Here is a 14967-nt window from a genome sequence, read left to right as displayed (position 1 = left end):
CGGTCTGCGGCCCGGAGATTGCAAGGTGCGGCGTCTGACATATAGATTTTTTTGTAACTCCCCCATCTGTTCTTGTATTGAACGGGGGGCGGAAACGGGCTGAGCTTGCGGGGCCATCCCGCAGATGCCGAGGTGCTATCCGGCGGGGTCCAGACAGAACCAGAAAAAACTTTCAACACGGAGCGTGACATGAGCTTTTTGAAAACCCTTGCCGGTGGTGTGCTGGCGGCGGCGCTGTCGTTCAGCGCCAGTCTTGGTGCCGCACAGGCGCAGGACAAATCCGTTGTCGATGAGATCCGCGAACGCGGCACGCTGCGGATTGCGGGCATTCTGAACGAAGACCCCTATTTCTCGAAAGATCCCCGCAGCGGCGAATGGCGCGGCTTTGTGGTCGAGATGGGCAAGGACATGGCCGCGACGCTCGGGGTGGAGCTGGAAGTGGTCGAGTCGAGCTGGGCCAATTCGATCCTCGATGTGCAATCGGGCAAGGTCGATCTGGCCTTCGCGCTGACCGCTTTGCCGACGCGGGCGCTCTCGGTCAGTTTCTCCAGCCCGACCTATTACAATTCCTTCGTGATGATTTCCCCCAAGGAAGAGCTGAAGGGCAAGTCCTGGGCCGAGCTGAACGATCCGAAATACACGGTCGCCGTCGATCTCGGCTCGTCGCAGGATCTGATCACCCAGCAATATCTGCCCAAAGCCAATGTGCTGCGTTTCAAGACCCGCGATGAGGCGATCCTCGCGCTGACCACCGGCAAGGCCGATGCGGTGATCAACACGGTGCTGAACGGCATGGTGATGACCAAGAAAAACCCGGCGCTCGGCAAGGTCTATATCCCGGGCCCGGTGCTCTCCTCGCCCTCGGTGATCGGGATGAAACTGGATGCGGATCCGACCTGGAAGGGCTTTGTTTCGGCCTGGGCCGATTACAACCGCCGCGTCGGCACCAACCAGACCTGGATCCTGAAAGGCCTCGATCCGTTCGGCATCACCCTCGACGATCTGCCCGAAGGCTTTGACGTCAACGGCTGACCCCAGCGGCTGATCCCGCAACGCGATCCCCGGCCCGCGCCATGGGCCACGCACAGGGCCGCCCCTCTGTGGCCCTGTGCCCCTTCCAACCCGCAGGTCAGGCGACCTGAACCTGAGGCAGGAGACTAACCTTATGTATCATTGGGACTTCTACACGGTCCTGCAGTCGTTTGATCTGTTCCTGATGGGGATCTGGACGACCTTTCTCTACACGCTCGGCTCGATCTCGATCGGGGTGGTCGTTGGCCTTGCCGCCTGTTTCGCGCGGCTGTCCCCCCGGATGCCGGTGCGGCTTCTGGCGCGCTCCTATCAAGAGCTGTTCCGCTGCACGCCGCTTCTGGTGCAGATCCTCTGGGCCTATTACGCGCTGCCGATGATCCTGGGCGTGTCGATCTCGAACACCGTCGCCGGGGTGCTGATGCTCTCGCTTTATGTCGGCTCGTTCTACGCCGAGATTTTCCGCGGCGGGATTCTGGCCATCGACAAGGGCCAGCGCGAGGCGGCAGAGGCGGTCGGCATGTCGGGGGTGCAGGCGATGCGCCACATCATCTTGCCGCAGGCGATCAAGAAGATGCTGCCCGCCTTCATCAACCAATCGGTGGTGCAGGTGAAGAACACCTCGCTGCTCTATGCGATCTCGATTGCCGAGCTGACCTATATGACCTCGGTGGTGAACTCGGAAACCTACCGCCCGCTTGAGGCCTATTCGATGGCCGCCGTCCTCTATTTCGTGATGCTCTTCCCGCTCACGCAGGTAGCCGACCATTTCGAGCGCCGCATGCGCCGCAGCGATTGAGGAGCCCATGATGACCCAGTCCCAAGACCCCGTTATCCGCCTGCGCGGCCTGCGCAAAAACTTCGGCACGTTTGAGGCGCTGAAAGGCATCGACCTTGATCTGCACACCGGCGAGGTGCTGAGCGTCATCGGGCCGTCCGGCTCGGGCAAATCGACGCTGATCCGCTGTCTGAACCAGATGGAAGAGCCGTCGGGGGGGGAATTCAGCTTTCAGGGCCGCGTGGTCTCGCCGAAATTCCGGGCGAAAGCGCCGATGATCGGGGCGGGGGAATTGCGCCGCCGTGTCGGGATGGTCTTCCAGCATTTCAACCTTTTCCCGCATCTGAGCGTGATCGACAACATCACCAAAGGCCCGCGCACCGTGCTGGGCGAAGAACGTGGTGCCGCCGAGGCACATGCGATGGAGCTGCTGGAAGAGGTCGGTCTGGCCGACAAGGCGCGGGCCTATCCCGCGCATCTTTCGGGCGGGCAAAAGCAGCGTGTGGCGATTGCCCGCGCGCTGGCCCTGCGCCCGGAGGTGATGCTGTTCGACGAGCCGACCTCGGCGCTGGACCCCGAGCTGGTGGGCGAGGTGCTGGCGGTGGTGCGGCGTCTGGCCGAGGGGGGCATGACGATGGTGCTCGTCACCCATGAAATGGGTTTTGCCGCCGATGTGGCCAGCCGGGTGCTTTTCATGGAAAGCGGCCTGATCGCGGATGAGGGCACCGCACATGAGATCCTGCGCGCGCCGCGCTCTGAGCGGCTGCAGGGCTTTTTGGCGCGGTTTCACGCATGAAACCGCAGGGAGGCCGGGTGGTCATTCTTGGCGCGGGCCGGATCGCGCTGCGCATCGCCGAATTGCTGCACCCGCGCGCCGATGTGGTTGTGGTGGACCACGACAGCGCCAAGCTGGATCAGGCGCAGGCGGCCGGTCTGCCCTATGTCGAGCTGCCGCACGGTGGCACGCGGGAATTCCTGCGGCAGGTGCTTGCAGGCGCCGCGACCGGGGCAGGGGCGGGACACCCCTCGGCGGAAGGGACGGGACGCCCGTCGGGACCGCAGGCACGGTCACAGACCCAGACACAGACCCGGCCACAGACGCGGCCGCAGACCGGGGCGCTGATCGTGGTCGATGCCTTTCTGCCCGCGCCCGACCTTGTGGCGCTTTGTGCCGAGGCGGGCTGCCATTATCTCGATCTGCTGGAAAGTGATGACAGCGCGCGCGCGGTGGCCAGTGCCGCCATCGGCGCGCCGGCTGATCTGCGTTTCGCGCCGGGCTGCGGGCTGGCACCGGGCTTTGTTACCGCGCTTTTGGCCGGGGAAATCGCCCAAAGCCCGGCCAGTGCCGAGATCACCGCCTATGTCGGCGTGCTGCCGCTGCATCCCGCGAACCGTTTGGGCTATGCCAATATCTGGGGTGTCAAAGGCCTGTTGCACGAATACACCCGCCCGGTTCTGGGCCTGCGCGACGGTGCTTTGTGCCAGGATGCGCCGCTGACCGGGCTGGAAACCCTGCGTCTGGGCGGCATTGAACTGGAGGCTTTTGCGACTGCGGGCAGCATTGATGCGCTGGCGCGGCGGCATCAGGGCACGCTGCAAGGGCTGGGGTTCAAGACGCTCCGCTATCCGGGGCACCTCGATTACATGTTGTTTTTGCTTGATGATCTGGGGTTGCGCCAGCAACTTTACCGGCTCTCCAGCCTGCTGATGACCGCATTGCCGACCACCGAGGCCGACCGGGTGGTGATTGCCCTGCGCACCATCCCCACCCCCGGCGCGGCGGCGCAGTGGCAGACATGGCACCACCGGGCCGCCCCCGGGCCGGACGGCACCCTGCGCTCGGCAATGGCGACCTTGGCGGCGGCGCATACGGTCGCCATGTGGGACCATTTGTGCCGCCTGCCCGAGGGGCCGCCGGTGCTGATGGCGGGCGATGTGCCGCTTGCGCGCTTGCGCCCCAGCCCCGCCTTTGCTTTTCTGGCGCCCGAGCCGTCTGCATTCAGCGCTTCGGCCTGAGGGGACAACATGGCCGAACGCGAATTTACCGATGGCCCCGTGGGCTCAACCCGGCGCCAGCCCAAGGTCGATATTGCGCTGTTGCAAACCTTTCACCTCGTCGCGCGCACGGGCTCTTTCTCGGCCGCCGCGCGCGAGCTGAACCTGTCGTATCAATCTGCCGCCAACCATGTGCGCAGGCTGGAGCAGATGTATGGCGCGCGGCTTCTGGAGACCGAGCAGGGCTCGCGCAAGGTCACGCTGACCGCGCAGGGCAAGGCGCTGCACGCCTCGCTGGGGGATGAGCTGGAAACCATCCTGTCGCGGATTTCGGTGCTGTTGCACGATGTGCGTTCGGTGCTGCGGGTGGGGGTGCCCCAGGCGCTGTTCCATCATTTCTTTCCGGCGATCCTGCGGGATTTCCGCGCCGAAGCGCAGGACATTGATCTGGCGTTTTTTGAGCGCGACACTTTGCTGGAATCGATGATGCTCGAAGGCGCGCTGGATGCGGCGGTGAGCGAGCGCAGTTTCAACCAGCCCGCCATCGCCCAGCATGAACTCGGCAGCTACCGGCTGGTGCTGGTCTGGCCGCGCGCCTGGGGCATTGATATCGTCACCGACGGATTTGATGCGGTGATCGACCGGCCCTTCATCAGCTACGAATCCGGGCAGGCGCTGCGCACGCGCTCGGTCGAATATCTCACCCGTCGCACCGGACGGGCGCCGCGCATCGCGACCTCGGCCTCGGGCAGCACCGCGGTAACCCAGCTGATCCGCGCGGGTCTGGGTTTCGGGGTGACGCCCGACTGGGCGGTGCCCGATGAGGATCCGCAGCTCGACAAGATCGTGCTGCATGAAATCGAGCCGGTGAAGATTTGGTTTTCGCATACCGCCTTTCTGGGCAGCAACCGCTATGTGCTGTTGCTGCGGCAGGTGTGCGAAGCACATCTGAGCCGGACCTGAGCCTGCCCGCCGATGCTGCCCAAAGCACCGCCGGATGTGGCGCGGTGCTTTGCCGGTCATGCGGGCCGCCAGAGGGTGTCTAGCGCGCAAGGTCGTGGTCGCGGGCTTTTCAGAGCGACCCTTTGACACCGGATACGCCCGGCCTGATCACATGCGGCCCTTGGCCGCCGCCGCGCTGGTCCGCCAGATGAATTTGGGTGCGGCGCGGGCATCCTGTCGGAGGGGGGGACCCGCGGCGCAGCACTTGCCGCGGGCCACCGGACTGCGGCAGGTCCTGCGCGCCGCTATGGGGCGCAGGCCACCGCCGCAGCTTGGGTCAGTGGTTGTGGCGTGGCAGGGTCTGGCCGATGCGGTGAAACCCCTCGGCCGATTTCAGCACTGCCCCATCGCTGAGCTGGTTTGCCTCCTGACGGTAGATCTTTTGCCAGGGGGTCTGCGCCTCCGGCACAGGCGGCAGGCCCTTTTGCCGCCGCTGTTCGATTTCCGCCTCTGAGACCAGCATATCACAGCGCCCCGTGGTCAGGTCGATGCGGATCACATCGCCGCTCTGCAGCCAGGCCAGCCCGCCGCCCGCCGCACTTTCGGGCGAGGCATGCACGATCGAGGGGCTGTCGGCGGTGCCCGATTGCCGCCCGTCGCCGATGGTGGGCAGGCTGGTGATGCCTGCGCGGATCAGCCGGTCAGGCGGCTGCATATTCACCACTTCGGCCGCCCCCGGCCATCCCAGCGGGCCAGAGCCACGGATCACCAGGATCGAGCGTTCATCGACCTCAAGATCGGGGTCGTTGATGCGGGCGTGGTAGTCTTCCGAGCCGTCAAAGACCACGGCGCGGCCCTCAAAACAGTTTTCCTGCCCCGGCTCTGACAGGAACCGGCGGCGGAACTCCTCTGAAATCACGCAGGTTTTCATGATGGCGAAATCGAAAAGATTGCCCTTGAGCACGCGAAAGCCCGCGCGCTCCATCAGCGGCTTGGCATAGGGGCGGATCACCTCGCGGTCCTTGGCTTCGCGGCCTTGCAGCGCCTCGCCGAGTGTCTGGCCGCTGACGGTCAGACAGCTGGTGTCAAGGACGCCCGCCTCTGATAACTCCCACATGATCGCGGGCACGCCACCGGCGCGGTGAAAGCGTTCGGACAAAAAGCGCCCTGCCGGCTGCACATCGGCCAAAAGCGGGATGTCATAGCCGTGCAGCTGCCAGTCGTCTTTGCCAAGCTCAATGCCTGCGGTTTCCGCAATCGCCGTCAGATGCGGCTGGGCATTGGTCGAGCCGCCAATCGCCGCGTTGACGCGGATCGCGTTCAGCATCGCGGCACGGGTCAGGATCTGCGAGGGGCGCAGGTCTTCGTGCACCATATCGACCACGCGTTTGCCGGTGCGGTACGCCATCTGCCCCCGCTCGCGGTAGGCGGCGGGAATCGCGGCGCAGCCGGTCAGCGACAGGCCCATCGCCTCGGCCAAGGCGTTCATCGTCGAGGCGGTGCCCATCGTGTTGCAATGGCCGATGGAGGGGGCCGAATTCAGCGCGGCCTCCAGAAATTCGGCGCGGTCGATCTCGCCCGCGGCATAGCGGCGGCGCGATTGCCAGATCACGGTTCCAGAGCCCGCCAAACGTCCCTCATGCACGGAATCGAGCATCGCCCCGCCCGAGAGCACAATCGCCGGAATATCGACCGTCGCCGCCGCCATGATCGCGGCCGGGGTGGTCTTGTCGCAGCCGGTGGTCAGCACGACCCCGTCGATGGGATAGCCGTGCAGCAATTCGACCAGCCCCAGATAGGCAAGGTTGCGGTCCAGCGCCGCCGTCGGGCGGCGGCAGTTCTCGAATATCGGATGGGTGGGGAATTCAATCGGAATGCCGCCTGCATCGCGGATGCCGTCGCGCACCCGTTTGGCCAGATCGAGGTGATGGCGGTTGCAGGGCGAGAGGTCGCTGCCCGATTGCGCGATGCCGATGATCGGGCGGCCCTCGGTCAGCTCTTCGGGGGTGATGCCGTAATTCATGAAGCGCTCAAGATAGAGCGCGGTCATATCGGCATGATCGGGATTGTCGAACCAGTCCTGGCTGCGCAAACGGCGTTTTGTCATGCCAATGCCCCCCGTGCGGTAAGGTTTTCCATCAGCGCGCGGGTGCCGAAGGTCCAGGGCGCAACCGCGTGGCAGGGCTGCACCTCATTGACCAACCGGCCAAGCTGCGGCGACGACACCGCCACCACATCGCCCGACTTATGGGTAAAGCCGAGGCCCTTGCCGTCCCGGTCTTTGGTGGGGGCAAACATGGTGCCAAGATAGAGCATCGCCCCATCGGGATATTGGTGGTTCGGGTTGAGCAGTTGCGCGGCAAGGTCGGCCGGCTGGCGCGAGATCTGCGCCATGTCGGAATGATCCGCCAAGGCAAAGCCGTCTTGTCCGGTGATCTCCAGCCCGACGCGCAGGGTGCTGACATCCTCCAGCGTGAAATCCGCGTCAAACAGGCGGATGAAGGGGCCGAGGGCGGCGGCGGCATTGTTGTCCTTGGCCTTGCCCAGCAGGAGCGCCGAGCGGCCCTCGAAATCGCGCAGGTTCACGTCATTGCCGAGGGTGGCGCCGCAAATGCTGCCGCGCGCATTGATCGCCAGCACCACCTCGGGTTCCGGGTTGTTCCAATGCGAGCCGCTGTGTACCCCGATCTGCGCGCCGCAGCCCACCGCCGACATCGGCTGCGCCTTGGTGAAAATCTCGGCATCCGGCCCGATGCCCACTTCCAGATATTGCGACCAGAGCCCCGCCTTTTGCAGATGCGCCTTCACCGCCGCCGCCTTTTCCGAGCCCGGCACCAGCCCGCGCAGATTGCCGCCCAACAGCTCGGCCAGCTCAGCCCGGATCGCCTCGGCCAGCGCCGGATCGCCCTTGGCGCGCTCTTCGATCACCCGCTCGATCATCGAGCCTGCAAAGGTCACCCCCGCCGCCTTGACCGCCTGCAAATCGCAGGGTGCCAGCAGACGCCCCAGCCTGCCGGTGCCCTGCCCAAGATCAAGGAACCCGTCCAGCGGCCCCAACGCAGGCCAGCCCGCGCGCACCACGGCCAAGAGATCATCGCGGTCCAAGAGGCCCGACATGGTCGCACTGGCGCGGCTGAGATCCAGAACCTCGCCGTCTCGCAGCACCACCGGGCAGGGGCCGCCTTGCGCCTCAGACCATACCCGCCCCACCAGGAGGCCGCCTTGCGCGTCGGGCAGAATATCTTTTGCAGTCAGTTTCACGGGGAAGGATCCTTTGTTCTTTCGTCGCGGAAGCGGTCGGTTTTTCTAATCTTGGCCGTGGGGCACGGCTTGGTCGTTCGCTGCATCCGGCCCGGCTCCGGGGGGGGCAAAATTGGCAAGACCCGCGCGCAGATGGCTGCGCATCAGATATTGATAGCCAAGGCTGTCAGAGGCCTCGATCGCGCGCAAAATCGCCTCATGCTCGCCATAGGTCTCACCCTCGATGATGCGGCGCGTCTTGCCGCGCTGCATGATCCGAAGGATGACCGGCTTCATGATCCCGTAGATGTCGAGGATGGATTTGTTGCCCGTCAGCGCGATCAGGCCGGTGTGAAATTGCAGATCGAATTCAGACGCCTCGACGACGCTGCGCGCCTGCACCATCTGCTGATTGATCGCGCGCAGATTGGCGATCACCGCAGGGGTGGCACGGGCAAAGATATGCAGCGCCGTGCCGGTTTCGATCAGTTCGCGAAAGCCCTGAATGTCGTCAAAAGTCTGGCGCGAGACCTCGGCCACGTTGAAGGAAAACAGATCAAAGGCGCGGTTCATGCGGTGGTCCACAATCGTCGCGCCCACCTTGGGGCGCACGTCAACGATGCCGTAGGCCTTGAGCATCCGCATCGCCTCGCGCACCGTGTTGCGGCTGATGGCAAAGCGCTCGCAAAGCTCGCGCTCGGTCGGCAGCTTGTCACCAACGCCCAGCCCGTCCGTGTCAATCAGCGCGCGGATCTGCGCCACGACCTGATCGACCGCAGAACCGCCCGCCGCTTCACTGTGCAGATCATCCACCCCAAACTCTCCTTTGTTCAATCGCCGGGCACGTCGGTTGCCGTCCCCGCCATCCCCTACACCGCCATCCCCTACACCGCCCATGTGGCAATGGCAGGGAAGAAAAGGATGATTGCGAGCACGAGCAGTTGCAGCGCAATGAACGGCAGCAGCGAGGTGTAGATGTGTTTGAGCGTGATCTCCTTCGGGGCGACGCTTTTCAGATAGAAGGCCGCGGGCCCGAAAGGCGGGGTGAGATAGGAGACCTGCATGTTGACGGCGAAAAGGATGCCGAACCAGATCGGATCATAGCCCAGCTGCACCACAATCGGCACGAAGATCGGCAGCGTCAGCAGCGCGATCCCGATCCAGTCCAGAAACATCCCCAAGAGCAGCAGGATCAGCATCATCACCATGATGATCACAACCGGCGGGGCGTCGATGGCCAGAATGGATTGCGACACAAAGCGGTTGCCGCCCATCAGGTTGTAAACCCCCACCAGCACCGCCGCCGCAATGCCGATCCAGATGATCATGCCGCAGGTTTCCAGCGTATGCACAAGGCTGTCCTGCAGCATCTTGACGGTCATCTCACGCCGCACAATCGAGATGATCAGCACCGCCGAGACGCCCATTGCCGCCGCTTCGGTGATCGAGGCGATGCCGCCATAGATCGAGCCCAGCACCACCAGCACGATGAACATCGGCGCGGCCATCGAGCGCAAAGCGCTGAAAACCGATTCCTGCGCCATCTCCTCTTTCGACATCGGCGGCCCCAGCCTGGGGTTGCGCCAGCACAAAAACAGCACATAGGCGATATAGCAGCCCAACAGGAGCAGCGCAGGTGTGATGGCCGCCACGAACAGATCGGCAATCGAGACGTTGGCCACCAGTCCGTAGATGATCAGCACAATCGACGGCGGCATCATGGTGCCGAGCGATCCGCCCGCACAAACCACCCCGATCGACAGGTTGCGGTCATAGCCGAGCCGCAGCATCTGCGGCAGCGCCAGAATGCCGAGCAGGACGATCTCGCCGCCGATCACCCCTGACATTGCCGCCATCAGGATCGCCACGATCAGGGTCTGCACCGCAACCCCGCCCGGCAGGCGGCCCGCCAAAATCCGCATCCCGTTGAACAGCGATTTGGCGATGCCGGAGCGGTCCAGTAGCGCCGCCATCAGGATGAACATCGGAATCGCCACCAGCGAATATTCGGTGATAAAGCCAAAGATCCGCGCGGTGACCAGCGGCAGCGCCATGCCGCCGAACCAGCCATAGGTGAAAATCAGCGCCACGAGTCCGGTGACCCAGGCGAGCGGCTGCCCGGTCAGCAGCAGCAGGAAAATCGCGGCAACAAGAAGATAAGATCCGTATTCAATGCCAATTGCGCTCAGGCCCATGATTAGTGCTCCTCGGCAGCGGTGGGGGCTGCAGAGACATCGCGGCGGATCGCGGCGACCAGATGCAACAGGGTTTGGACAAACATCGTGACGACGCAGATCAGCACCAGCATCTTCAGGAGGGCGGGCGTCGGCGGGTTCCAGGAGGTGCCGGTGCCCTCCAGATGCAGCGCGCCGGACGGGTTGAACCAGGATTTGCTCACCATCGTCCAGCTGGCCACGGAGAGGCCGGCAAAAAACACCAGACCAATCACCGAATTGAGGATGTCGAGATGGCGTTTGCGCGCCGGGCTGACCGCGTCATAGATCATCCGCACGCGAATATGCTTGTCACGTGCGAGCGCGATGGGGCCGCCGATCAGGAAGATGGCCGCAATCAGAAAGGTCGTGCTCTCATGCGCCCAGAAGGTGGGGCTGTCAAAAACATAGCGCGCCACAACCTCGAGCACGGTGATGGCAAAGGCGACGAAAATCGCCCAAGCGAAAAATTTGGTCGATCCGGCAATCGCGCGGTCCAGCCCGCTGCGAATTTCGGTATCGCTGTCATCAACTTCCGCGATGATCTCGGCTATTTTGGTCATGTCTCGTCTTCCCCCGCCCGTGTCTGCACTGTCGCAGCCCACGCTCCCTGCGCGCCCGACCTGTCCGGCCGGGCGCATTCGTTGATTTGGCTCGAAATCAGAGCAGGTTGCGGCCCTTGAGATAGCCCGTCACCGCATCATAATAGCGCTGGGTCATCTCGGATTTGGGCGCCCAGATCTGCCATTCCTGCTGCGCGATGCGGCGGAACTTGGCACGCTCATCGCCCGACCAGTTGATGATCTCGATCTCGGGGTTGGCCTTGGCCTGCTCCACCGCGGCGGCGTCGAGTTTGCGCACCGAATAGATGTGGTTGAAGGCGAATTGCTCGACCGAGACTGTCAGGATCTCTTGCAGATCTTGCGGCAGACCGTCCCAGATTTCCTTGTTCATCGAAATGTCGATCATCGGCAGCGAGTGGAAGCCGGGATAGAGCGGGTAATGCGCAATATCGTTCATGCCCAAGGATTGGTTGGTGGCAAAGACCGTGTTGTCCGCCGCATCCACCACGCCCTTGTCGAGGGCCGAGAAGATCTCGGAGCCGGGCAGCGAAACCGGTGCCGCGCCCGCTTTGGCAAAGATCTCAAACACCATGCCTTCGGGGGCGCGCAGTTTGACGCCCTTCAGGTCTTCCACCGTGCGGATCGGCACGCGCGAGACGAAAGCCTCTGGCTCGGTGGCCGCCGCGCCGATGAAATGGACGCCGTAGGGCTCGACCAGTTCGGAGTAAAGCTCATTGCCGCCGCCGCTTTGCATGAAGCCCAAAAGCTCAAACGGGTCGCTCCAGGCGCCGACGAGGTTGCCCATCATCGCAAAAGCCGGGTCTTTGCCCGAAAAATAGCTCGGGTCCGTCAGGTGGCCCTGCAAAATGCCCGCGCCCACCGCGTCAAGCGTATCGGTATGCGGCACGACAGAGCCGATGGGCAGGATCTCGATGGCAATCCGGCCCCCCGACAGCGTGCCAACATCCGCCGCCCATTTCTGTTTGTTCACAAAACCCGGCTCGCCCGCGGTTTCCGACGTCTGAAACGTCCAGTTGTAGTCTGCGGCCAGTGCAGCCCCGGTGAATCCCAGAACCGACGCCGCGACGGCGGCCAGTCCGGTAAGCTTTCTCGTGAAGCTCATGTCTCTCTCCCTTTGGTCGATGCTCGAAACGCAGTGTGGCGTGGAACCGGGAAGGGCATCGTCCGACCCGGTGGTTGGACAAATTACGCATGGCTCTCCACGCAGATCAACAATGACGTGCGATTCCCGTCCGAATTTCTGGCTATTTGTTCTGCCAGATGGTGGCGAATGCGGGGAAATGACGCGGGATTTGATCTGTCAAGCGGAGTCACTCGTGCTGCGCTTCGGTTTTGCCCTACAAATAACCATCCGGGCGCGCCGGGCGTGAGGCCCGAAAGGAATCGCAATTGTCACCCAGATTGGCCGGGCATCTGATTGCACCGGCCCTCCCGGGCGGCAGGGGCCGGTCCGTCAAAGACATGGCGAACAAGATATTGTTTTTGCGACTTTTTGCATCTGAGGGAGAGATGCCCGTATAGGCCTCCGGGCGAAACCAGTCGCAAGAGGCCGTGTCAGGCGTCAGAAAAGCCAAAGGGCCGCCGCGCCGATCCCATGTCGGGCGCGCCGCAGCTCCGATCCCGCTTCGTGAATTCAGACAGCGGCGCTAACCCGTCCGCGTGGCTTGCGCGGCAGGATCATCCGGTCACCTCAGATCTCAGCCAGAACCCGTTCGAGCGTGCTCAGCAGGCGGTCAACATGGGCGGGGGTGAAGATCAGCGGCGGCCGGATCTTGAGGATATTCGCGCCGGGCCCGGTGGCCGAGATCAGCACGCGCGCCTCGCGCAGCCGGTTCACGCAGGCGTTGGCCGTGGCCGCGTCGGGGGTCTTGCGCTCAGGGTCCGACACGAATTCAAGCGCCGCATAAAGGCCCGCTCCCCGGATGTCGCCGATCCGGCTGTCTTTGGCGGCACACTGCCTGAGGCCGCTGCGGATCGCCTCGCCCATCTTCAGCGCATTCGCCTGCAGCCCTTCGTCGCGGATCGTGTCGAACACCGCCTGTGCCGCCGCCACGGCAACGGTATTGCCGCCGAAGGTGTTGAAATACCGGGTCTTCGCGCCGAAATCGGCAATGACATCCTGCCGGATCGCCAGCGCCGCAACCGGAAAGCCATTGCCCATCGGCTTGCCCATGGTGACGATATCGGGGTCAAGCCCGTGCCGCTGATAGCCCCAAAGGGCCTCGCCCGAGCGCGCAAAGCCCGATTGCACCTCATCGGCGATCATCACCCCGCCATGCGCGCGCACCACCTCGGCCACCGGCCCCAGAAGATCGGTCGGATGCGCATAGATCCCGTCCGAGGAAAACAGGCTGTCGGCGATGAAACAGGCGATGCCATCGCCGTGGCGCTCCAGATCCCCGATCTGTGCCTGCACCTCGGCGGCCATCTGCGCGCCGAGTGTGGCCGGATCGCGGCGGTAGCTGTCGGGGGCCGCCACCCGCCGCACAAAGGGCCCGAGCGGCGATTGTGTCCCCAGCGAGGGCGAATAGCCTGCGGTCAGAAAGGAATTCCCGTGATAGGCCTCGGCGGTCACGATCACCCCGCGTTTGCCGGTTTTCTGCATCGCGATGCGGGTGGCCAGATCATTGGCCTCCGAGCCGGTGCAGGTGAACATCATGTGGCCGCTTTCAGCGATGCTGCCGCCAAAACTCGGCAGCATCGTTTCGGCCAGTTGCAGGATTTCCTCCTGCACATAGCGGGTGTGGGTGCACAGGATGGACATCTGCCGCGCCACCGCCTCGACAACGCGGGGATGCCCATGCCCGAGCGAGGCCACATTGTTATAAGCATCGAGATAATCGTTGCCGTCGGGATCAAACAGCAATGCCCCTTCGCCCCGCGCGACCGTCAGCGGCTCGCGGTAAAAAAGCCGGTAGGCGGGGCCGAGCAGCCGTGCCCGCCGCGCGATCCGCCCCGCCAGCACCGGGTCGAGCGGTGCCGCGGCTGTCGGGTCAAAACTGTTGACCATGGTTCCGGTGCCGGGTGTCGGCTGGCTGTCGTGCAGGGTCATGCGGGGCTCCGTGACAAGGTTTCGGGACCGAGGAGATGCTCGATCTCCCGCGGGTCGCGCGCGAGGAACCAGTCGAGCTGTGCCCAGCTCGGTCCGGCATTGCGCAGGATATAGGGTGCATTCGCGGGCATCAGCGCGGCGCGCCATTGGGTCATCACCGCCCGCACGAGAACGCGGGCCATCACCAGATGCGGCACCATCGCCAGCTCCTCGGCGCTGAGGGGGGCATGGTCGGCGTAGCCGGTCACAACCGGCCGGGCCGGGGCGAAGATATCCGCGCCGGGGCCGAAATCGCGCGCAATCTGGCCGGTGACCGCGGTTGAAAGGTCGATCGCCACCGCAGTTTCCACGATATCGCCGAAATCGATCACGCCGGTGACGAACCCGGGCGCGCTCGGATCGCCCACGATGTTGGAGGCGTAGAAATCATTGTGCAGCACCTGTCGGGGCAGGGCGGGAATGCGCGGCGCGATGGTGGCAAGCCGGTCGAAACTGCGCTCGGCCAGGGCGATCTCTCCGGGGGTCAGCGCGATCTGCGTCAGCAAGGGGCGCAGCGTCATCACATGCTGCACATCCCAGACAAGTTGGCGCCCCTGCGCGGGATGGGTGAAATCCGCAAAAGCCAGCCGCAATTGCGCGAGGGCCCGCCCGATCTGATAGCGCTCGCCATCGCCATAGCGCAGATGATCAAGCGGCCTGCCCTCGACAAAGCTGAGCAGGCGCACCATCCGGCCGCTGCCCGGCTGAGGCGCGATCATCGCGCCCGTGCGGGTCGGTATGACGCGGGGGGCGGGCAGGGAAAACCCCTTGCGCTCAAGGTGGCGCAGCGCCGCGAGTTGCAGATCAAGCTCGGCCCCGGTCTCGTCGGGGTTGGCGATCTTGAGGATGAACCGCCCGGAACCGGTGGTGATCAGATAGGTGTCGTCCTTCTCGGTTTCGAGGCGTTTGAAAACGCCCTCGATCCCGTAGAGCGCGGCACAAAGCGCCGCGGCCTCCGGGGCCGCGATGGGGGTGAAATCCGTGGCCAGCCCGCCCTGACCGGCCAGGGCCAGCGCTCGTTTCAGATCATCTGTCATGCGTCGCTCGCTGCGTTGCGGGTCGGCCGCGGCGCAGCGCCGCCGACCCCGATGTGTT

13 protein-coding genes are annotated in these 14967 nt (G+C 64.2%); 5 read left to right on the top strand and 8 right to left on the bottom strand.

Annotation, left to right across the window (positions count from 1 at the left end):
• Window positions 1-189 precede the first annotated feature (189 nt).
• From ACEN2S_RS17520 to ACEN2S_RS17500, 5 genes are all read left to right on the top strand, one after another.
• Window positions 190-1032 (top strand): transporter substrate-binding domain-containing protein, encoded by an 843-nt coding sequence (locus tag ACEN2S_RS17520; RefSeq protein WP_441868314.1) that lies wholly within the window; start codon window positions 190-192, stop codon window positions 1030-1032.
• A gap of 133 nt (window positions 1033-1165) precedes the next feature.
• Window positions 1166-1828, top strand: coding sequence for an amino acid ABC transporter permease (locus ACEN2S_RS17515; RefSeq protein WP_441868312.1), 663 nt, complete (start codon window positions 1166-1168; stop codon window positions 1826-1828).
• A 10-nt stretch (window positions 1829-1838) separates the two neighbouring features.
• Complete coding sequence (locus ACEN2S_RS17510) at window positions 1839-2603, top strand: amino acid ABC transporter ATP-binding protein (RefSeq protein WP_441868309.1); 765 nt, start codon at window positions 1839-1841, stop codon at window positions 2601-2603.
• Window positions 2600-3823 carry a saccharopine dehydrogenase C-terminal domain-containing protein gene (locus ACEN2S_RS17505; protein WP_441868306.1) on the top strand — a complete coding sequence of 408 codons (1224 nt, stop codon included), beginning with the start codon at window positions 2600-2602 and terminating at the stop codon, window positions 3821-3823. The genes ACEN2S_RS17510 and ACEN2S_RS17505 overlap by 4 nt, the downstream gene beginning before the upstream one ends.
• Before the next feature lie 9 nt (window positions 3824-3832).
• Complete coding sequence (locus ACEN2S_RS17500) at window positions 3833-4765, top strand: LysR family transcriptional regulator (protein WP_441868303.1); 933 nt, start codon at window positions 3833-3835, stop codon at window positions 4763-4765.
• A 316-nt stretch (window positions 4766-5081) separates the two neighbouring features.
• Here the strand turns inward: ACEN2S_RS17500 and ACEN2S_RS17495 are convergent, their stop codons facing one another.
• The 8 genes from ACEN2S_RS17495 to ACEN2S_RS17460 form a co-directional block, all read right to left on the bottom strand.
• Window positions 5082-6851: an IlvD/Edd family dehydratase gene (locus ACEN2S_RS17495; RefSeq protein ID WP_441868300.1), complete on the bottom strand. Its 1770-nt coding sequence runs from the start codon at window positions 6849-6851 to the stop codon at window positions 5082-5084.
• On the bottom strand, window positions 6848-8005 hold the full coding sequence (locus ACEN2S_RS17490) for a fumarylacetoacetate hydrolase family protein (RefSeq protein ID WP_441868297.1): 1158 nt from the start codon (window positions 8003-8005) through the stop codon (window positions 6848-6850). The genes ACEN2S_RS17495 and ACEN2S_RS17490 overlap by 4 nt, the downstream gene beginning before the upstream one ends.
• 45 nt (window positions 8006-8050) lie before the next feature.
• Window positions 8051-8797 carry a FadR/GntR family transcriptional regulator gene (locus tag ACEN2S_RS17485; RefSeq protein WP_441868295.1) on the bottom strand — a complete coding sequence of 249 codons (747 nt, stop codon included), beginning with the start codon at window positions 8795-8797 and terminating at the stop codon, window positions 8051-8053.
• A 71-nt stretch (window positions 8798-8868) separates the two neighbouring features.
• Window positions 8869-10179 (bottom strand): TRAP transporter large permease, encoded by a 1311-nt coding sequence (locus tag ACEN2S_RS17480; protein ID WP_441868292.1) that lies wholly within the window; start codon window positions 10177-10179, stop codon window positions 8869-8871.
• A 2-nt stretch (window positions 10180-10181) separates the two neighbouring features.
• Window positions 10182-10760, bottom strand: a complete 579-nt coding sequence (locus ACEN2S_RS17475) for a TRAP transporter small permease subunit (protein WP_441868289.1) — start codon at window positions 10758-10760, stop codon at window positions 10182-10184.
• Window positions 10761-10857: 97 nt separating this feature from the next.
• A complete protein-coding gene (locus ACEN2S_RS17470; RefSeq protein ID WP_441868286.1) occupies window positions 10858-11883 on the bottom strand; it encodes a TRAP transporter substrate-binding protein in 1026 nt (341 codons plus the stop codon).
• 588 nt (window positions 11884-12471) lie between these two features.
• Window positions 12472-13833, bottom strand: coding sequence for an aspartate aminotransferase family protein (locus ACEN2S_RS17465; protein ID WP_441868283.1), 1362 nt, complete (start codon window positions 13831-13833; stop codon window positions 12472-12474).
• Window positions 13830-14909, bottom strand: coding sequence for a phosphotransferase (locus ACEN2S_RS17460; protein ID WP_441868280.1), 1080 nt, complete (start codon window positions 14907-14909; stop codon window positions 13830-13832). The genes ACEN2S_RS17465 and ACEN2S_RS17460 overlap by 4 nt, the downstream gene beginning before the upstream one ends.
• Window positions 14910-14967 lie beyond the last annotated feature (58 nt).

The sequence above is a fragment of the Phaeovulum sp. W22_SRMD_FR3 genome (assembly GCF_052113705.1).
Lineage (GTDB): Bacteria > Pseudomonadota > Alphaproteobacteria > Rhodobacterales > Rhodobacteraceae > JBGQOG01.
Note: the sequence above shows the minus strand (reverse complement) of the source record. Positions and strands in the feature narration are given on the sequence as shown.